The sequence below is a fragment of the Planococcus salinarum genome (genome assembly GCF_007004625.1).
GTDB classification, from domain to species: Bacteria; Bacillota; Bacilli; order Bacillales_A; family Planococcaceae; genus Planococcus; species Planococcus salinarum.
Genome location: NZ_VIFV01000003.1, coordinates 17,525 through 36,672, shown reverse-complemented (window position 1 = coordinate 36,672; position 19,148 = coordinate 17,525). Strand labels below are relative to the sequence as shown.

At 48.3% G+C, this 19,148-nt stretch carries 16 protein-coding genes; 6 read left to right on the top strand and 10 right to left on the bottom strand.

Translation table 11 applies throughout. From position 1 onward, the window contains the following. Window positions 1-198 precede the first annotated feature (198 nt). The gene (locus tag DIJ65_RS03900) at window positions 199-858 is read right to left on the bottom strand and encodes a potassium channel family protein (RefSeq protein WP_117301529.1); all 660 of its coding nucleotides are present in this window, start codon (window positions 856-858) and stop codon (window positions 199-201) included. 76 nt (window positions 859-934) lie between these two features. Then, entirely contained in the window at window positions 935-1,231 is a 297-nt protein-coding gene (locus DIJ65_RS03895; protein ID WP_117301530.1) for a hypothetical protein, read from the bottom strand. Between the two features lie 305 nt (window positions 1,232-1,536). Here DIJ65_RS03895 and DIJ65_RS03890 point away from each other — a divergent pair, with 305 nt between their 5' ends. The 6 genes from DIJ65_RS03890 (at window position 1,537) to DIJ65_RS03865 (ending at window position 7,331) form a co-directional block, all read left to right on the top strand. Next, window positions 1,537-2,076, top strand: coding sequence for a helix-turn-helix domain-containing protein (locus tag DIJ65_RS03890; protein WP_117301532.1), 540 nt, complete (start codon window positions 1,537-1,539; stop codon window positions 2,074-2,076). Between the two features lie 16 nt (window positions 2,077-2,092). Further along, window positions 2,093-3,199, top strand: coding sequence for an ABC transporter ATP-binding protein (locus DIJ65_RS03885; RefSeq protein WP_117301534.1), 1,107 nt, complete (start codon window positions 2,093-2,095; stop codon window positions 3,197-3,199). Further along, the gene (locus DIJ65_RS03880; protein ID WP_117301536.1) at window positions 3,189-4,007 is read left to right on the top strand and encodes an ABC transporter permease; all 819 of its coding nucleotides are present in this window, start codon (window positions 3,189-3,191) and stop codon (window positions 4,005-4,007) included. Before DIJ65_RS03885 ends, DIJ65_RS03880 begins: the two co-directional genes overlap by 11 nt. Next, the gene (locus DIJ65_RS03875) at window positions 3,991-4,797 is read left to right on the top strand and encodes an ABC transporter permease (RefSeq protein ID WP_117301538.1); all 807 of its coding nucleotides are present in this window, start codon (window positions 3,991-3,993) and stop codon (window positions 4,795-4,797) included. Before DIJ65_RS03880 ends, DIJ65_RS03875 begins: the two co-directional genes overlap by 17 nt. Window positions 4,798-4,799: 2 nt before the next feature. Beyond that, complete coding sequence (locus DIJ65_RS03870; RefSeq protein ID WP_117301539.1) at window positions 4,800-5,876, top strand: ABC transporter substrate-binding protein; 1,077 nt, start codon at window positions 4,800-4,802, stop codon at window positions 5,874-5,876. Between the two features lie 243 nt (window positions 5,877-6,119). Beyond that, entirely contained in the window at window positions 6,120-7,331 is a 1,212-nt protein-coding gene (locus DIJ65_RS03865) for an MFS transporter (protein ID WP_117301541.1), read from the top strand. 56 nt (window positions 7,332-7,387) lie between these two features. On the opposite strand, the gene DIJ65_RS03860 is transcribed toward DIJ65_RS03865, so the two are convergent. From DIJ65_RS03860 to DIJ65_RS03825, 8 genes are read right to left on the bottom strand one after another with little or no spacing between them, the layout of a single operon-like run. Beyond that, entirely contained in the window at window positions 7,388-9,970 is a 2,583-nt protein-coding gene (locus DIJ65_RS03860; RefSeq protein ID WP_117301543.1) for a VWA domain-containing protein, read from the bottom strand. Further along, entirely contained in the window at window positions 9,951-11,684 is a 1,734-nt protein-coding gene (locus DIJ65_RS03855; protein ID WP_117301545.1) for a vWA domain-containing protein, read from the bottom strand. Before DIJ65_RS03855 ends, DIJ65_RS03860 begins: the two co-directional genes overlap by 20 nt. An 11-nt stretch (window positions 11,685-11,695) precedes the next feature. After that, window positions 11,696-12,556, bottom strand: a complete 861-nt coding sequence (locus DIJ65_RS03850; protein WP_117301546.1) for a DUF58 domain-containing protein — start codon at window positions 12,554-12,556, stop codon at window positions 11,696-11,698. Next, a complete protein-coding gene (locus DIJ65_RS03845; protein ID WP_117301548.1) occupies window positions 12,556-13,545 on the bottom strand; it encodes an AAA family ATPase in 990 nt (329 codons plus the stop codon). The genes DIJ65_RS03850 and DIJ65_RS03845 overlap by 1 nt, the downstream gene beginning before the upstream one ends. A gap of 18 nt (window positions 13,546-13,563) precedes the next feature. Continuing rightward, window positions 13,564-14,976: a hypothetical protein gene (locus DIJ65_RS03840; protein ID WP_117301550.1), complete on the bottom strand. Its 1,413-nt coding sequence runs from the start codon at window positions 14,974-14,976 to the stop codon at window positions 13,564-13,566. A gap of 12 nt (window positions 14,977-14,988) precedes the next feature. Continuing rightward, window positions 14,989-15,828, bottom strand: a complete 840-nt coding sequence (locus tag DIJ65_RS03835) for an ABC transporter permease (RefSeq protein WP_117301552.1) — start codon at window positions 15,826-15,828, stop codon at window positions 14,989-14,991. Beyond that, the gene (locus DIJ65_RS03830) at window positions 15,825-16,760 is read right to left on the bottom strand and encodes an ABC transporter ATP-binding protein (RefSeq protein WP_117301554.1); all 936 of its coding nucleotides are present in this window, start codon (window positions 16,758-16,760) and stop codon (window positions 15,825-15,827) included. Before DIJ65_RS03830 ends, DIJ65_RS03835 begins: the two co-directional genes overlap by 4 nt. Further along, the gene (locus DIJ65_RS03825; protein WP_117301556.1) at window positions 16,757-19,114 is read right to left on the bottom strand and encodes a hypothetical protein; all 2,358 of its coding nucleotides are present in this window, start codon (window positions 19,112-19,114) and stop codon (window positions 16,757-16,759) included. Before DIJ65_RS03825 ends, DIJ65_RS03830 begins: the two co-directional genes overlap by 4 nt. Window positions 19,115-19,148 lie beyond the last annotated feature (34 nt).

Here is a 19,148-nt window from a genome sequence, read left to right as displayed (position 1 = left end):
CTTTGCGACGAAGCTAGCGAAGCGATGCAGGAGCAATAAGGTTTTTGACAGAACAGCAAAGTGGCCTTGGCCGCGCAGCTGAGCTGGCTTATGACCCGAAGAGCTGGGTCGCCGGAGTCTGGACACAAAATAGCGACAATACCAAAAGGAGGTCCCAAATCGGGACCTCCTTTTTTAGTTTGCAGAAATTGATTGGCTCTAGTTCAACACTTTCTTCTCAAAGCGGTTGATGTCTGCGTCTGAGCCGATGATGATGAGAATATCCTGTAATTCGATTTCCATATCTGCCTGTGGAGATACATGAATTTCCTTCCCGCGCTTGATGGCAACAATGTTGATGCCGTAGTTTGCACGGATATCGAGCCCCATCAAGGTATAACCGGCCAATTTTTCGTTGGCTTTCACTTCCATGATGGAATGTTCATCTGATAACTCAAGATAGTCAAGAACGTTATTCGACAGCATGTTATGAGCAATCCGGATGCCCATATCCCGTTCAGGATGCACTACTTTGTCGGCACCGATTTTATCCAGCACTTTCGCATGGTAATCGTTTTGGGCTTTCACCGTAATTTTTTTGACTCCAATTTCCTTAAGCATAAGTGTCGTCAGAATGCTTGCCTGTATATTTTCCCCTATTGCCACAATGACGTGTTCAAAGTTACGGATGCCGAGTGATTTCAGAACTGATTCATCTGTTGTATCGGCCACCACTGCCTGTGTGGCAATGCTTGCAAATTCATCCACTCTTTCTGTATCTTTGTCGATTGCCATGACATCCGCATCCTGTTCAATCAGTTCGCGTACTATACTGCCGCCGAATCTTCCGAGACCTATCACTACAAATTCCTTTTTCATATGCATCCTCCAAATCCTTGCCTTAACTATAGTCTACCATATTATTTTCAGGAACAAGAAAAGAAAAAAACCCCGCTTATCGGCGGGGATCGAGCGGTCGTTTTGGTCGGTTTTCACAGTATTCGCAATCAATATCGCTGCAAGCTTCTTCCCGCCACTCGTTGCAGCTTGCACAATAGCTTGCATCAAATTCATCATCAAACGTCAAAGCTGATAAGCAATGATGGCAGTAAGTATGGACTTCCATCCAATTGATGATTCTTTTATTGGCCACCAGGTACAGGCCCTGTTGGTCTTGTTTATAATTCATTATTGAAGTTTTTTGGACTGCCCTGTTTTTCGGGTCCAGGAAAAAATTCATTTTGTCATTCATTTCTGTCACTCCCAAATTGGTGGAACGGGTTTTTTCTTTGACGGTGGTTCTGTTAATCATTGCAGGTTACATTATAATAAAATAATCTTTTTACACTTTCTCTATAATAGTAAATACCCGGTGCAGATTGCAATAGATACGGACCAAATATTTTAAAATAATTTCTGCTTTGTTTTCACAATTATTTATTGCTATCAAGGTAACATCAGATGTAAACTATGAGTATATTTTTACTAAACTTCTGAAACCGAAAGTTTGTTTATACTAAACAAACAGGTTTATCCCAAATTAAGGGAGGAATATTGATGAATATCGGTTCGAAGATAAAAAGTCTCCGCTTGAAAAACGGACTGACCCAGGAAGAATTAGGAGAGCGCACAGATTTAAGCAAAGGTTTCATTTCCCAGCTTGAGCGCGACATGAATTCCCCTTCCCTCGAAACTTTTTTCACATTGTTGGAAGTACTGGGCACAACTCCTACCAATTTTTTCGAAGATGCTGAGTCGCCCCCGCTCATTTATTCTTCAAAAGATCATCGGATTCATCGTGACGAGGAAGCAGGCTATGAAATTGACTGGCTTATACCCACGTCCTACAAGAAGGAAATGGAACCCATCTACCTCACATTGTCGACCGAAGGCCATTACAAGAAGTTTGAACCTTCCCAGGCCCAGACTTTCATCTACGTACTGGAAGGGAAGGTGCGCCTTCTGCTTGGAGAAGAAGAATATATCGGCGTTGCCGGTGATTCGATATACTATGAAGCTTCCCAGCACCATCAATTAAGCAACGCCGGCACGGAAAAATGTGAAATGATCATCACTGTAACCCATTCGTATTTATAATTCAGGAGGGAATCTAATGTCCGGAAATTCAATCATCCGATTTGAGAATGTCACACAAAAATATGAGGGCGCGGGCACTGTGCTGAATAATGTCAGTTTTGAACTGCAGCGCAGTAAATTCTACACTCTGCTTGGCCCTTCAGGATGCGGCAAAACGACCATTCTGCGGCTGATTGCCGGATTTATCAAACCAACCATGGGTGATATTTATATTGAAGGCGAAATCGTCAATGATTTTCCCGCAAATGAACGCCAGGTAAATACTGTATTTCAGGATTATGCCCTGTTTCCACATTTGAATGTTTTTGAAAATGTAGCCTTCGGTCTGCGGATCAAAAAATTAAAAGGAGCCGAAATCGAACTGCGTGTCATGGAAGCACTCGATTTCGTCAATCTTCCGGGTTACGAAAAGCGCAAGATTGATGAGATGTCCGGCGGCCAGCGCCAGCGTGTTGCCATAGCCCGCGCCATTGTAAATGATCCGGAAGTAATTCTTTTGGATGAACCGCTTTCTGCACTCGACTTGAAACTGCGGACAGAAATGCAATATGAGCTGCGGGACCTGCAGCAGCGTCTCGGCAAAACTTTCATCTTCGTTACCCATGACCAGGAAGAAGCCCTTGCCATGTCAGACGAAATTTTCGTCATGCAGGCCGGAGAAATTCAACAGAGCGGAACTCCCATGGATATTTATGACGAACCTATTAACCGGTTTGTAGCTGATTTTATAGGCGAATCGAATATTGTTGATGCGCTGATGATTGATGATTACCGTGTCCGCTTTGCCAATCAGGAGTTTGAATGCGTCGACAAGGGGTTCAATAAGAACGAAAAAGTGGAAATTGTCATCCGTCCGGAGGATCTCCACATTACACGCATAGATAGAGGACAAATTACCGTAACGGTAAACAGCCAATTGTTCCGGGGCGTCCATTTCGAAATCTCCACTGTAGATGAAGTCGGCAATGAATGGCTTGTGCATTCGACAAAGAAAGTTGAAGTCGGCTCCAGAGTGGGCTTGGATTTCGAGGCTGAAGCGATCCATGTCATGGGGCTGAATGAATCGGAAGAGGCGTTTGACGCGAGGCTCGAAGCGTATGGAGCGGCAGGCTATGAAAAGTAATTCGACAAACCCTTTCTACCTGGTCCCCTATTATTTATGGATTATCCTGTTTGTCATTACGCCCATTGCTCTGGTCACGTACTTTTCATTTTTTGATATTTCCGGCAACCTGACACTCGATAATTACCGGAACTTTTTTTCATCCGTCTATTTAAGGCTGACACTGAGTTCCTTCTGGTATGCATTTCTGATAACCCTGATTTCCCTGCTGGTGGCTTATCCCACTGCCTATTGGCTGACGAAAACAAAGCATAAAAATTTATGGCTGCTGCTCATCATCATTCCATCATGGATCAATTTGCTCTTGAAGGCCTATGCGTTCATCGGGATATTCGGTCTGTACGGACCGGCAAACAATCTGCTCGCATCAATCGGCTCCGAACGACTGCAGATCCTGTTCACCGACTTCAGTTTCATTTTTGTGTCTGTTTATATTTTCATCCCGTTCATGGTGCTGCCGATCTTCAATTCCCTCGACCGCATCAATCCGGCTTTGATCGATGCCTCGAGAGACCTTGGCGCATCCTCGTGGACCACTTTCACCCGCGTCATTTTTCCACTTGCGATCAACGGTGTGAAAGCCGGTATTCAGGTCGTCTTCATCCCTGCCCTGTCGCTGTTTGTGATCACGAGGCTCATCGCAGGCAATAAAGTCATCACACTCGGCACAGCAATCGAACAGCAATTCCTCGTGACCCAAAACTGGGGTATGGGATCGACGATTGCTGTGTTCCTGATCCTGTTCATGATCATCATCATGATGATAACCGGTGAAAAAGGAGGGACGCTCAATGGAAAAGTTAAGTAAGCCCGCACGCATCTACTTGGCCATTGTCTTTCTCATCCTTTATGCACCGATCTTTTACCTGATTTTCTATTCGTTCAACAGCGGCGGCACGATGTCCAGTTTTGAAGGATTCACTCTTGAGCATTATGCGGCCGTTTTTAATGACACACGCCTGATCATCATCGTCCTGAATACGGTCATCATTGCTTTGCTGTCAGCATTGATTTCGACAGCCATCGGGGTACTTGGCGCTATCGGAATCGTCTTTATCCGCAACCGCAAAATGCGCCATGCGGTTTTATCATTGAATACGATTCTGATAGTCAGCCCTGATGTCATCATCGGAGCATCGTTTTTGATCCTTTTCACGCTGGTCGGCATCAAGCTCGGCTTTGCTTCCGTGCTGATTTCGCATATCGCCTTCAGCATCCCGATCGTCGTGATCATGGTACTGCCGAAACTGATGGAAATGAGCGATTCTTTAATCGATGCCGCCACCGATCTCGGGGCATCAAAACGGGATATTCTGACGCGTGTCATCATTCCTTATATCAAACCCGGGATATTTGCCGGCTTTTTTCTGGCACTGACGTATTCGCTGGATGATTTCGCGGTGACTTTCTTTGTAACCGGCAATGGGTTTGCGACATTGTCGGTGGAAATCTATTCGATGGCACGGGCTGGAATCACTTTGACGATCAACGCCCTCTCCGCGTTGATATTCCTTGTGACGCTCGGGCTGGTTCTCGGCTATTACTTCTTTAATAACCGGACACGACTGACTGTCCGGCCGCCAGGAGGTGGAAACTGACCATGAAAAGCATAGTACGCGCCAGTCTGGCAATTATCGCCATTTCCGCGATATTGATGTACGTGGTTTCCCTGCTGGAGGATACTTCTTCTGCGGGTGGCGACGGTACCATCAACGTCTATAACTGGGGAGAATACATCGACCCGGAGCTTGTCAGCCAATTTGAAGAAGAAACCGGCATCACGGTCATCTATGAAACTTTTGATTCCAATGAAGCAATGATGACGAAAGTCGAACAGGGCGGCACAAGCTACGATGTTGCCATGCCTTCCGAATATGCGATTGAAAGGATGAAGGAATCGGATCTGCTTCACCCGATCAATCTGAACAGGATCACAAATCTCGAAAACATCGATCCCTATTTCCTGGACTTGCCGTTTGATCCCGGCAATGAATATTCCATTCCGTATTTCTGGGGAACAGTCGGCATCGCCTTCAACCCTTCCCTTCTGGATGGCCAGACATTCGAAAGCTGGGATGATCTGTGGGATCCATCCCTGGAACAGGAAGTCATCCTTGTGGACTCCGCCCGTGAAGTGATCGGCATGGGGCTTAACAGCCTTGGATACTCATTGAACTCAACCGACATGGGCGAGTTGCGGGAAGCGACCGACAAACTGAAAACGCTCGGGCCGAATGTGAAAGCCATCATCGGCGATGAAATCGTCGAGATGATGCGCCGCGAAGAAGCAGCTGTTGCCCTCACCTGGTCCGGCCAGGCAGCGGACATGATGTGGATCAATGAAAACATCGATTTTTCCGTACCCGAAGAAGGATCGAACCTTTGGTTTGATAATATGATCATTCCGAAAACTGCCGATAATATCGATGGTGCACATGAATTCATCAACTTCATGCTGGATGCGGAAGTAGCTGCCCAAAACGCTGATTATGTCGGTTACTCGACCCCAAATCAGGCGGCCATGGAATTGATGGACCCGGAAGTGACCGGCGATGAACGGTTCTATCCGACCGAAGAAATGCGTGAACGGCTCGAGGTTTACGAAAACCTGGGCCTTGAAATGTTGGGGATTTATAATGAGCTTTTCCTCGAGTTTAAAATGGATATGGAGAAATAGTGGGCAAATTTCTTGCGCACTATTTTTTCTTTTGTTTTTAAAAAATCATGAATACTTTTTTATACGTCATCTTTAACACCTTGCTCCTCCATCGCTTCGCTGGCTTCGTCGCAAATGAACCCGGCAAAAATCACTTTTTGCCAGGTTCATTGTCTGTTATTTTTTTTTGAAATGGGGTATAGTAAAAAAGTTCATTGCACTAAATTTAGTCACACGAAGTAATTTACGAAAGAAGGACGCCGCATGGCTATAAAATCAAATAAATTTGCGTTGTACATCCTCATGTTCAATATGTTCATCGCCATGAGCGGCATCGGCCTGATCATACCGATCATGCCCGCCTATCTGGATACATTCGGTGTTGCAGGCCAGGTGCTCGGCACGCTGATTGCGACTTTCGCTTTTGCGCAATTTCTGTTCTCCCCCCTTTCTGGCCAACTGTCGGATAAATACGGCAGAAAAAAACTGATCATCTTCGGACTTGTCATTTTCGGATTATCCCAATTAGTTTTCGGCCTGGCCACAGAGCTCTGGGTCCTATACCTTGCGCGCTTCTTCAGCGGCCTGGGTGCCGCCTTCCTCATCCCGCCGATGATGGCCTTCGTAGCCGACATCACGACATTTGAAGAACGCGGCAAAGGGATGGGGCTGCTGGGCGCCTCCATGTCGCTCGGCTTTATGATCGGCCCCGGCTTCGGCGGTTTTCTTGCGGAAGTCAGCCTGCAATTTCCATTCTACATCGCTGCACTCGTTGCGATTTTAGCCGCCATCATGTCCCATATCGCACTGCCGGATGTGCCACCTACAATCCAGCAGCTGGAAAATAAAAACGAAAATTTACTTCAGCAGATGAAGCGTTCTGTGTATACGCCATATTTCGTCATGCTGATTGTCATGTTCATCTTTGCATTCGGCTTATCGAACTTCCAATCTACAATTGCCTTATATGTCGATAAAGAGCATGGCTTTTCACCCAAGGAAATTTCCATCCTCATAACGATTGGTGGATTTGTCGGTGTAGTCATCCAGACATTTGTCATCGATCGCCTGTTCAAGCGTTTCGGAGAAATGAAAGTCATTCTCGTTAACCTTCTTGTTTCAGCCGCTGCCATGATCGGAATTTTGTTCGTTGATACTTTTGGGAGCATTTTGCTTGTATCGGCAGTATTCTTTACCGCCGCTTCCCTGCTGCGCCCAGCCATCAATACACTCATTTCCAAACTGGCCGGTGACCAGCAGGGCTATGCAGCGGGCATGAACAATGCCTATATGAGTCTCGGCAATATGATTGGACCGGCGCTTGCCGGTATTCTGTTTGATATCAACATGATTCTCCCATATATCGCAGGAACCGCTATCCTGTTGGTCTGTTTCTTCCTTGCTGCCAACTGGTCAGCGAAAAAACAGCGTCTGCTGCAGGAAACCCGCCATGTTGTCCCAGCAGGAAAGGCCTGATTTTCAAGACAAACACAGCCATATGAAAAAACCTGTCCGCTTACTTCGGACAGGTTTTATTTTGCGTTCCTGCGTTTGGCTTTCAGCAATTGTTCGATGCCTTGGCTGCTCGTTGTTTCTGGTGCGGTTGGCGTTCTTTTTGGAAATTCCGGCAGTTTCAGTCCGAACCGGCGGATGGTGATGTCTGCAAAAAACAGAAGCATTGCCAACAAAACGAGCGGAATTCGGATTTCCTGTATGGCAGTGCTGTCAAAGGGAATCTCTCTGAAAGCATCATCCAGGGTGTCCAGAACCTGTCCGCCGCCCTGTTCCGCAATAGCCGAAAGAAGCTGCGTGTTGGTCGGCTTGCTGCGGTATTCCTCGCCGTAGGGAATCGTCAGGCCTGTCCGGTAAGCCGCTCCTGTTTCATTGGATACGCTGAAAAATACAAGTCCCGGTTCTTCATCGATGTGAACATCGATGACGCCCGGTGCCAGCGGCTCTGTTTGCACAGGAATTTCTTCTCCTCTTTCATTGATGACCACGGCATTCAGGATTGCAGAAGATTGAGTCGGATCTTCTATCGTGTAGATTCCCTGTTGTTTTCTGCTGATCGTAAATGGCGCTTCTGTGAACGAAGGCAGAATCTGCGAAACACTGCGGTTCCAGAAAGCCGGCCAGTTGCTCCAGTTCTGAAATTCTCCGCTCCACGCCCCGCTGCCGGAAGTAAATGCCACTGTTTTCCCCAGGCCATAGTTCCATTCCGCCAATATCGGATCCTCCTGTTCGCTTACTGCAGCAACCCTTGCAGTCTCCTTGGCTGTAGTGGCGATATAACTGTTCATTTGCGGAATGCCTTCAGCAAATAAAGGGCTCCATGCACTGTCATAGAGAAGTGGCTGGAAAGGTTCGTCGACAATATAAGTGCGCGACATCATAATCGTTTCACGCGACAGAATTGCCGGAATCGTGGTGGCATCGGTTACATCGTAAAACCGTCCGCTGCCGGTTTGCGCGAGGGATTCGAGCAGCGTTTTGTCCGCGTCCTGTCCAATCGCGACTGTGGATAACGTGATTTTATTGTCTTTGCCCATTTCGATCAATTCGTTGTAATCGTTCTGCGTTGCCGATTGTCCGTCCGTCAGCAGAATGATGTGTTTGCGCTGAAGCTCCTGTTCTCCCAATTGGCTGTAAGCTTCAGCGAGTGAAGAGTAAATTTCCGTCCCGCCTCCCGGAGCAACCGAAAGAATGGCATCGATTGCCTGCTGCTGGTCCTCCAGTTTCTGTGTCGGGACGATTTCCCACGGTTTGTCGTCAAAAGCGATGACGCCGACCACATCATCTTCCCTCAGCAATTCAACTGAACGGGCAGCCGCTTCTTTGGCCAATTCCATTTTCTGTCCCGACATACTGCCCGAGCGGTCCATCACGATCATAAGACCCAGGGAAGGCAATTCGTGTTTGCCTTTCACTTCCATTTCGACCGGCAAAAGTTCTTCAATCGGTGTTTTGAAGTATCCACCGAGACCGAAGCTCTCGTCGCCTCCCACCATCATAAAGCCCATGCCGAATTCCTTGACCGCCTGTTCGATGACGGCCATTGTTTGTTCCCCGACCCGGGTCCCCGAAACATTATCAAAAATGATGGCATCGTAGGCAAGAATGGAAGACAGGTTTTGTGGCAGGCCTGCTGGTGACGTTTCCTGTACGGAAAGATTTTCACTGTCCACCAACTCACCGATTGGGCTCCCGCCTTCGCCACTGACAATCAATAATTCGGGAGGGCCTTCAACTTCCGTCAGACTCGTCAGCCGATTGTTCTGAAGGAATCCATCTCCTTCAATCTCGATGGCTGCTTCGAATTTCAGCAAACCTTCGTTTTCAGCTTGATAGCTGTACGGCAGAATATTCCTGCCTTCCTGAAGGTCCACGGGTATTCTTCCGATTTCTGTGTCGTTGACAGACAGTAGTATTTCTCCTGTGCTCTCCTGGTCTGCCTCAATGATCAACGTGAAGTTTATTTCTTCTCCTGAAAAAGCCTGGGCTGGCGTTTGAAACTCCGTCAATGCCGCTTCACTGCCAACAGGAGGTTCAACCGGCAAGACATCTATCGTAATTCTGTCGTTTGCGATGCGCTGCAGGCTTTCCAACGCGGAGGACGTGGTTTCATTGCCATCGCTCACCAGCACGATGCGGGTAGCCAAGTTGCTGTCACCGCTGTTGGCAGCCAGTTCCAGCGCCTGGGCAATATCAGTATGGCCAATCTGATTGGCCTGCTGGTCGGCGGGCAGTTGTGCAGAATCCGAGGAAACAGGAATCAGCGACTGAAAATCCCCGGCAAATGTAAACACGCCAGCCGATTGATGGTTTTGTTTTTCGAGCAGCACCCTTTCCAGCTGTTGGGCAATAACGGGTTCTGCCTGCTCCATCGAAGCGGAACGGTCCCATAGGAAAATAATCTGTTCTTCTTCGACCGGCTGATGGATGGACGGTGAAGCAAGAGCGGCTATCAAAAGAAAAACACTCAGAACTCTTAATATGTATGAAGTTCGAAAGAGCGGCGAACCTTTTTTCATAGTTTTCCATCCGGTCAACAGCAAATAGAAAGCTGTCGGAATGAGCAATAACAGCCATAGTGGTTCATCCAAGCGAAGTTCCACGCCGGTACACCTCCCATTCAGCCAGCATCAGCAACAAAACCATCAGCAACAGCCAGGGAATGACAGAACGCTCGGTCGACGTTTCAGTTTCGACCGCCTGGCCGGCTGAATAATTCTGTCCTGCTGACAAGGTTTTTTCTTCATTGCTCAATTGGACGATAAAGTTTTTCGTTTCCCCGTCACTGACAGCCTGATAGATTCCGGGTTCTGGCGGCGCCTGAAAATTGCTTCGGCCTTCGATAAAAGAGGACTGGTATTCGTCCCCTTTGAAAATTTCCCATTCGCCAGAAGGAGATGTCAACGTAACCGCGCGCTGCTCTTTTGGCCAAAACGTTCCGATGTAATCATCGGTTCCGGTCAATTCATTGATTGCGCTCCAAAGAAATAACGGAAAGGATGGACTCAGGGGCCAGTCGGTCGCCTGGATATCTGCCAGGACGACAATGTCCCCACCAGGCGATAATTGAATGAATGGCTCACCGTCCACGGTGGCCAGTGTCTCAAATTCTTCAAATCCCGGATACAACGCGGAAATATAGACGTTTTCCATCGGCGCATAGGCAAACACGGGATGTTCCACTGTTTCCACTGCTCCTGCGACTTCAAAAGATGCTTCATCGTTTCTGCCGATCAATAAAACCGGGGCGTCGCCACCGATCAGGCTACTCTGATTGGTGACAAGCGGAACTTCGCCAAATTTGCTCAATTGGCCCTCCGGCGCGGCATTCGCTCGAATACCGAGCGATTGCACTCCTTTCGCTACCAGGCCGTGCAAGGCATTGTCTATGATGACGGTGTCCGCCGACCGGCTCATATAGGCATATGCCCGGTTATCCAGTCGGTAATCGTCGTCTACTGTAAGATCCGCCTGCCAAAGCTCAGTTTTCGGTAAATTTTCGAATGGTATTAGTTTCTCTTCCCCAGGCTGCAGCCCTATTTCTGTGCTTGTGCCATACTCTCCGCCACTCAATTCGAGCCTTCCCGCAACAGCCTCTTCGCTGTCATTGACAACTTGGACGATGGCGCGGTCCGACGCTTCCCCTTCCGCCACACCAAATTGGCGTATCGAAACATTCGCCAGTTCTTCAGCGTTGGCATGAACTTCATATGCCGCCCCGGTTTTATTGGTTAAGAGGCTTCGGTCCAGGGAATCGGTGAAGATGTGGATTGCTCCGCTTTCTCCTTCGGGCAGAGTTTCAGCAAACAATAATGTTTTTTCCATCTCCGCAGATTCATAGTCGGCAGCGATATCATCGATTGTCCGCTCTAAAGTCCTTAACGAAACTTCCTTATTCGCCAGAATTTCCGGTGTGCTGCCGGCATTGATGATGGTCACCGGTTTCCCCTGTGCCTTTGCCGCCAATTCTTTCATCAAGGTTTTTTGCTTGTCCAGCTGGCTCGGTGATCCTGCAAGCATTGAAGCAGATGTATCGATGACAAAAATAAACTCTCCACCTGCCAGGCTCTCTGATTTCAGATAAGGATTCAGAAGCGCCAAAACCAGCAGAAGCAGGGCTGCCAGCTGCAGGTAAAACAGCGCATGATGCTGCAATTTTTTTGGATAGGGCGATGCCTGCATTTCTTTCATCAATTCGCGCCAATATAGTATGGAAGACACTGGCTGGTCTTTGTATTTTTTTCTGTAGAAATAATAGAGGATGAGGGCAATGGGCATCAATAATGTCCAGGCCAGCCCCCAATTTGAAATTCCCATTGTGTTTCACCTCACCTGATCCAGTTTTGTTTTGCCAGTTGGTGCATAATGACCCGCTGAATGCCGTCTTCGATATGGACCGGCATATAATGGACACCGTACCGGCGGCATAGAGACTGCAGGCCCGCAACATGCACTGAGCGCTGCCGATTATAGGCTTCAGCCGTCCAGGGTGTCATCGTTACGTTAAAGGCTTCCGCACTTTCATCATCTACCAACCGGAGATCTCCCTGAAAAAGCGGTTTTCGCTCCTGCTCATTGGAGATATGCAGGAAACGGATATCTTTTGAGTATTTTGACGCCCTGTGGAAAAAGTGCTGCCATTTATCAAGCGATTCCAGTGCGTCTGACAAAATGAATAGGACTGTGGAATCTTTTGACTGTTGAAAATCAGCCAATTCTGCAAATCCTGTTTCTTTCGGTTCAGGAAGAGATGTGAGGAAATGGCTGAATTTTTTTTGCGCTGAATTCCCTTTTTGCCTGAATGGACGGTACTTTCCCTCGCCCAATGACATCGTGAGCTTATCATCATTCATCAATACAATGGTACCGAGTGAAAATGCCAACTGTTTCGTAAACAGCCATTTGCTTTGCATCGATTTTGAACCGTCAATCATAATATGTATACGCATTTCCTGTTCATCCAGAAATCTTTTGATATAAACCTTTTCCGTTCTGGCATAGACATTCCAGTCAATATGGCGCACATCATCCCCCGGATGATACTCCCGGAAATCGGAAAAATCCATCGATGAGCCGAATCGGCGGGAACGGCTGGATCCTTTGTGGTGTCCTCTGATCTTTGACTGGGTGCCAATCGAATAACGGCCAAGACGGGAGATCCACCCCTCGGGCAATTGGAGAAAATCCATCAGAAGTTCCCTCGTCCCGCAGCATCCAGAACTTCGACGATCAGCGAATCGATGTCCGCTCCTTCCGCCTCACCTTCATAATTCAGCAGCAGCCGGTGCCGTAAAACCGGTTTTGCTACATATTTCAAATCACCGATGGACACGTGGTAGCGGCCAGCGGTCAGTGCACGGGCTTTTGCCATCCGAATAAGGCTTTGCAGGCCGCGCGGGCCGCTGCCATATTGCACAAACTGTTTAATGTCTTCGATGTCGGTCACCAGGGGATCGGTGGACTGGATGATGTCGACCGCAACCAGCAGAATATCGTCCGCAATGAGCACCTCTTTAACAAGCTGCTGTGCAGCCAGCAATTCCGCCGTATCCATCTGTTTCTCCAAACGGATGTCCTCTATACCGGTTGTTCGCCGGACAATTTGGGCCAGCTCTTCACGGGAGGGTGCCAGAATTTTGATTTTGCATAGAAAACGGTCCATCTGGGCTTCCGGCAATGGATAAGTTCCTTCCATTTCAATGGGGTTCTGCGTCGCTAAAACGAAGAATGGACGGGCCATCTTCTTCGTATCGCCCAGTACAGTAACTGTTTTCTCCCCCATCGCTTCCAATAGGGCACTCTGGGTTTTGGGTGTTGCCCGGTTGATTTCGTCTGCCAGGACCATCTGGCTGAAAATCGGGCCTTCCCGGAAGGTGAACTGCTGCCGGCCATCGTGGTCCCTTTCGATGAGACTGGTTCCCGTTATGTCCGAAGGCATCAGATCCGGCGTGAATTGAATCCTGGAAAATGACAGATCCAACACTTCCGCAATTGACCGGATCAGCATGGTTTTCCCAAGTCCCGGCAAGCCTTCAAGAAGTGCATGGCCATCGGAAAGAATGGCATAAAGGGAAAACTCCACAGCTTCTTCCTGGCCGACGATAAAACGGCCGATTTCTTCCCTTACCTGCTGCAATTTGGAGCTCATCTCCGTAAACTGTTCTGCTGTGACTGTCATCGCTCTCCCCACTTTCTGTTAATCGCTTTCAATTGCCGAAAAATACTGTTCCACTATTTTTTGGAGATCCGGCGGAAGTTTCATGCGTTCCGCACTGGAAAAATAAGACTCACTGTAGAATCCCACGACTTCCTGGTAAGGACGTACCGAACCGCGTTCCGCGTCCACCGCCCCTTCTTCGAAAGAGCCCGTTTCTCCTTCCGACAATTCACCTCCGTCAACGGCCGTATCTCCGTTGCCCCCGATTCTGTCGGGAATGCTGAGCAGTTCCCGAGTGCCTTGCCCACTTCCCGCTCCGTTTCCTGGTCCAGTGGCCGTTTCTTGCCCGCTGCCTGTTCCTGTGGCTTCTCCGCCCGACGAAGAATCAGCGCCTTCGCCTTCTCCTTGTCCTTGCCCATCACTGGTGCCATCCGTGCCATTTTCGCCGGACGTACCTTCGCTCGCTTCCCCGGCAGAGCCATCTTCAACGGCAGTCGCATCATTTCCACTCCTGCTTTCGTTGCCTTGCTGACCACTTCCTTCGCTCCCGGCTTCATCGCCGGCGCTTTCCGGTTCCCCTCCACCGGATTCTTGCGGATCGCCGGAATTATCATTTGCGGCAATTGATTGCCGTAAATCGAACGCCACCGGTTTGCCCATTTCGCTTAACGCAGTCTGGGAGTCGCCGGCCTGCTCAGCCAATTGATCGGAAGCTTCTTCCAATTGTTTCGCTTCTTCACTCGCCTGCTGTGTGCCTTCCTGCTCTTTTTGCTGCTGTTTCAATGCTAATTCTTTTTGTTTTTTCACCAGTTCACGCAACACCTGTTCGGGCGTTTCGCTCCCGCTCAGTTTTTCCCGCAGGTTTTCGAGCTCTTTTTGAACAAGTGGTGATTCGGTCTGTTCCTGCTGTTTCTTCACTGTCTCAATTATTTCTTCTATCAATTCTTGTTCCAGCTCCTGATCTTTGGCTGCCAGTTGAGTGGAAGCTGGAACTATTCCCGAAATCAGCAATACGATCGAGATCCCCAAGGATAAGAGCAGCCATTTCGCCGACAACCAGTCGTTGTTCTCTTTTTGGAACAATTGATAGCTCAGGTGAATCTCCTTTTCGGTCTGGGTGGCCAGGTCGTCAGCCAATGGGCTGCCCCCCGGTATTTGTGATAGAGTCAGCAACCGATTGTGCGGAGTAAAATGGTCCAGTTCACGGATTGCCTGCTCGCGGCGCGGCAGCTTTCGGATTCCCATAAGTAATATGGCAGCAATCATTAGCGCAGCTGCAGTATATGCATAAAATCCATAATAAGGAATAATGGACAACCTGGAAATCACCGTTACCAAAAGTGCTGCCGCCAACCCAAGACCCAGGGCAGTTTGCAGCGTTTTCGCCATGTATTGCAGTTTCAGGCGGCGATTCGCTTTTTTGATAAAAATTGCTGTCTTCCGGCTGTCCATAAGGCATGCTCCTTATCTGTATTTATTCATATTCACACGTAACTTACTCACCGAAAGCCACAGGGAACCTGCGAACAAAAGGAGGTAAAAAAAGGAATAACTGACCCACAGCGGCAGGGAAATCCCCGTAATCCGGCTGATTTCATCATTCCAGCTTGGCTCCAGCAAAGACATAAGAACCACTGCCGGATTAATGCTCGCCCAGAAATAACTGAGCGGAGAAGTTCCTGTCCCCATTGCGACTGAAGAAAGCGACACCGTAAGAATCAGAAAAAAGCCGGTGACCGCTGTCAGAAAAATCATCGTGCTGAAAGTCGCAATCATCGAAACAACCGTACGGCGAGTCACAGTTGAATACATGACACCCAAACTGCCGATGGCCAATAAAGTCAAAAAATAAAACAGGAAAATCACGGCCATCTGACCCGGGGATACGCCTCCATACAAAAATACCATACTGTAGATTGGCAACCCTGAGAGGAGCAGCAGCAACAGGAAAGCTATGGACGACAGCAGTTTGCCGAAAATGATCTGGAAACTGCTTTGTGCAGTGGTCAACAGGATGTTCAATGTCTGCTTTTCGCGCTCGGTACTGATCGTGCCGGCGGTGAGTCCCGGGGTGATAAACAGGATCAGCCCCAATTGGATAAAGCTCAGCATAGTGAAGAGGATAAAGCTTTCTTCCGGCCGGAAAAAACCGCCGCCGGAAATCGAGCCGGTCAGATAAACAAAACCAAAAACGAAAATCCCCATGACCAACAGGTAGAAAAACAGGCCGGTAAAGCTTTTCATATTGCGAAACCGTAATTTAATTTCCTTTACCAGTACAGGGTTTGCCAGGAGCTCTCTCATAGGGATTCAGCTCCTTTCGTTATTTCCATGAAGACATCTTCCAAATCGGTTTCCTGTTCTGAGAACGCCAGTATGGGCAAGCCCGTTGCCATGGCATTACGCAATAAATCCAGTTGGTCTTCATCGTTCCCTTTATACAGGAATTCGACAATCTGCCGGTCCTGGATTTGGGTCAGACGGGACACCTGTGGATCGTTTTCGAAGAACGTTACAGCAACTTTCAGCGGTCCGGCGATTTTTACACGGATTACTTTCTCATTCTGCAACTTTTCCTGAATGCTCTGGACAGAGCCATGCGCAATCAGTTCACCCGAATCGATGACACCGAGCGTATCACACATTTCCGCGAGCTCTGGCAGGATGTGGGAGGAAATCAGAATTGTTTTTCCCATCGCCTTCAATTCCAGCAGGATTTCCCTCATTTCCACGCGGGCGCGCGGATCCAGTCCGGAAGCCGGCTCGTCGAGAATCAATACGCTCGGATTATGAATGAGCGCACGGGCCAGGCACAGTCTCTGTTTCATCCCCCTCGACAGCAGATCGACATAATCGTAGCGCTTATTTGTTAGATTCACCAATTCGAGAAGTTTCGGAATCAGTTCCATTCGCTGCTTTGGGTTCAACCCGTAACTGGCACCGTAAAAATCGAGGTATTCTTCTGCTCTCAATTGATCATAAACGCCAAAAAAGTCCGGCATATAGCCAATTTGCCTGCGCACCTCATGAGGATTTTGCGAAATTGATACGCCATTGATCCAGGCTTCCCCGGCTGTTGGTTGCAGAAGGGTGGCCAAGATTGAAAATGTCGTGGATTTGCCTGCACCATTTGCCCCAACAAACCCGAAAACAGTGCCTTCTTCAATTTTCAGGTTCAAATCCTTCAGGGCATAAAAGGAACCATATTTTTTCGTCAATCCCTTTATTTCAATCATGGCTGCACCTCCCCTTCCAGTTCAATTTTGGGTATCGTCACTTCCGAATAACCGGTCTGCTGATTTTTATTCAACCTGATTTCAATGATGCCGTCTTCTGAAATGTAGCTGCCGCTGTTTTCGGACAAGTCTGCAGAGTCGTTCGGCAAAGTTTCAAACTCGCCGGTGTCCGGGCGGAGAATCGAAAAATCCAAGTCTGGAGCAGTTGACAGAATATCAAGCTTAGTCCATGAAGCATTGCTGCCGTCCAGTGCTTTCGGCAATTGATATTGCACACGGTATTCCCCGGGTTCCAGGCCATAGAAGTATGCATTATCCGGATATTCCTGAACGGCGATTTGCGGATTTACAGCTCTTACTTCAATGATAAAGTCATCCGAATCAATAACCACCTCACCATCAAAGCTCAGGCTTGGCTCAAAACTTTGCGCCAGCAGATGGACAGCGGACACTCTGGCTTCCTCGGATTCCAGCGCTACCGGTATGATGGCATCATTTGTATAGGCGATCATATAAGGAGAAGATGCACTTTCGGCGAGATGTTCGTAAGACATTGCCAGTGCACTTTGTTTTCTTGCTTCGATCAGTTCCTCTTCACTTGCCATCGGCTGCGAACCGATTGTTTGGCCAATGGGAGAAATCGGCTGCATCAAGTCCGTCTGCACCATTTCTGTTATTTCCTTCTCTTCGTCAGGGTTAAAATCTCCAAGTGACAGGAGACGCGTTCCCGTCCAAATGGCTGTATCATGGACCGCAAATGGGAAGGCGTTCCGAACAGTACCGGACAATTTACCGTTTTCCAGAGCAAGATCGATTTCAAATTGGCCGCTGCCATTGATATAGGATTCACCGATAATGGAGGCTACAGACCAATAGCGCATATCCCGCACAGTCAGCGTACTCGATTGGGAGCCATTCTCCAGAATGGCGTTACTGTGCATGCTGCCGCCGGTAAATTGGTCTCCGGACGTCGCCGTCATGGTTGTAGTTGAAGGAGCTGAAAACTGATAATCACCGCTCCGATTCGACAGAAGCGTATTCATATAATAACCGCTCAATCCACCGTCCCCGTCCACTTCAAAAAAACCGGTCTGCTGGATTTGAGGGTTTGCAATCCTGTCTTTTGCCCCAGCAGCAAAAATTCCAAGCGAAGCAAGTATTGCAATGGCCGGTATGGCAAGCCATGCAAATTCCCTTTTCTCCCTTTTCGCCAAAATGATATAGAGCACCGGGACTACAACAGTGATATAGAGCAGGATGATGAAGAACATCGCTGTTTTTGAAACGGCAAAGCTATCAAACAACTCATTGACCAGGCCGATTTCATAAGACATTCTTTCTTTGATCGACTGATCCTGCTGAAAATACGAGGCAGCCTCTTCGGCAGTAACCAAATTCATTAGAAGCTCATCATATCCGGGCTGCGACCTGACGGGCTCATCACCGAGTGAAAAAGCGGTTTGCATGATCGTACCAGCTCCCACCGTCCGTTTCGCAGCAAAAATGGTGCCGTCGTCTTCAATCATTGAACGGGCGCCATCGTTCGTTTTCGCCTGATAAACGGCAACTGGATTCTCCAGTCCGGGCACCCTTTTTTCTGACGGAGAAGAGAGTGTAAGAGGAAGCAGATCAGAAAGATTGCCCACCGTGGCTTCCAGATTGCTGCCGGCACCGACAATAATTTTGCCTCCCTGTTCGAGCCAGGTCAATGCTGCCTGCTGCGTCTCATCGGGAAGATCGCTGTATGGAAAGTCATCTATAATCAGATAATCCAATGTATCCCAAGCCAACGCATCCGCCGGCAACTGCATTTCGCTTTGCTGATTAAAATGGAAAACCTGAGCTTTTACTCCCCCCACAGGCAATAATTCACCAAGCCCCCGCAATCGGTCGGCATTTTCAGTCATTGCAGCGATAAACAAAACTTCCGGGTTAAAATAATTCGGCGTCAGCGATTTGCTGCCACGGAAGTCGATGGACCGTCCCTCTTCCCAGCCATCCTCATACAGGAAGATCGTTTGGTTCTTTACACCCCCCGAATAGCTGTTATCCATCATTCCGGGCAGTGAAACCTGCAGGGTCTTGCTCTCTCCTGCTGCCAGATCCAGCGGCAGGGTGAGCCCGGCTCCTATGTTATAGCTCTCCGAATAATCCAGGACGAGATCACCCGAAAATGCCGTTCCGTTGTTCGAGGCTGTAATCTGTACCGGCACCCCTCTGTTGTATTTCACCTTGTTTTGAAAACCGGCTTCCGCATCGATCGTGATATCCGCCTCCGCTGAAGCAATCATTGGAAAATTGCAAAAAATGAATACAGAAAAAATAATAAGACCGATGGAAAATTGCTTGTGCATAGTGTCCCTCCTTATCTCCTATATTAATTGAATT

What these genes read in the sequence shown, in the direction of transcription:
- DIJ65_RS03895 (WP_117301530.1), bottom strand. Translation starts at nt 1,231, where the DNA reads ATGAATGACAAAATGAATTTTTTCCTGGACCCGAAAAACAGGGCAGTC.
- DIJ65_RS03875 (WP_117301538.1), top strand. Translation starts at nt 3,991, where the DNA reads ATGGAAAAGTTAAGTAAGCCCGCACGCATCTACTTGGCCATTGTCTTT.
- DIJ65_RS03880 (WP_117301536.1), top strand. Translation starts at nt 3,189, where the DNA reads ATGAAAAGTAATTCGACAAACCCTTTCTACCTGGTCCCCTATTATTTA.
- DIJ65_RS03850 (WP_117301546.1), bottom strand. Translation starts at nt 12,556, where the DNA reads ATGGATTTTCTCCAATTGCCCGAGGGGTGGATCTCCCGTCTTGGCCGT.
- DIJ65_RS03835 (WP_117301552.1), bottom strand. Translation starts at nt 15,828, where the DNA reads ATGAGAGAGCTCCTGGCAAACCCTGTACTGGTAAAGGAAATTAAATTA.
- DIJ65_RS03885 (WP_117301534.1), top strand. Translation starts at nt 2,093, where the DNA reads ATGTCCGGAAATTCAATCATCCGATTTGAGAATGTCACACAAAAATAT.
- DIJ65_RS03830 (WP_117301554.1), bottom strand. Translation starts at nt 16,760, where the DNA reads ATGATTGAAATAAAGGGATTGACGAAAAAATATGGTTCCTTTTATGCC.
- DIJ65_RS03865 (WP_117301541.1), top strand. Translation starts at nt 6,120, where the DNA reads ATGGCTATAAAATCAAATAAATTTGCGTTGTACATCCTCATGTTCAAT.
- DIJ65_RS03825 (WP_117301556.1), bottom strand. Translation starts at nt 19,114, where the DNA reads ATGCACAAGCAATTTTCCATCGGTCTTATTATTTTTTCTGTATTCATT.
- DIJ65_RS03845 (WP_117301548.1), bottom strand. Translation starts at nt 13,545, where the DNA reads ATGACAGTCACAGCAGAACAGTTTACGGAGATGAGCTCCAAATTGCAG.
- DIJ65_RS03900 (WP_117301529.1), bottom strand. Translation starts at nt 858, where the DNA reads ATGAAAAAGGAATTTGTAGTGATAGGTCTCGGAAGATTCGGCGGCAGT.
- DIJ65_RS03840 (WP_117301550.1), bottom strand. Translation starts at nt 14,976, where the DNA reads ATGGACAGCCGGAAGACAGCAATTTTTATCAAAAAAGCGAATCGCCGC.
- DIJ65_RS03855 (WP_117301545.1), bottom strand. Translation starts at nt 11,684, where the DNA reads ATGGGAATTTCAAATTGGGGGCTGGCCTGGACATTATTGATGCCCATT.
- DIJ65_RS03870 (WP_117301539.1), top strand. Translation starts at nt 4,800, where the DNA reads ATGAAAAGCATAGTACGCGCCAGTCTGGCAATTATCGCCATTTCCGCG.
- DIJ65_RS03890 (WP_117301532.1), top strand. Translation starts at nt 1,537, where the DNA reads ATGAATATCGGTTCGAAGATAAAAAGTCTCCGCTTGAAAAACGGACTG.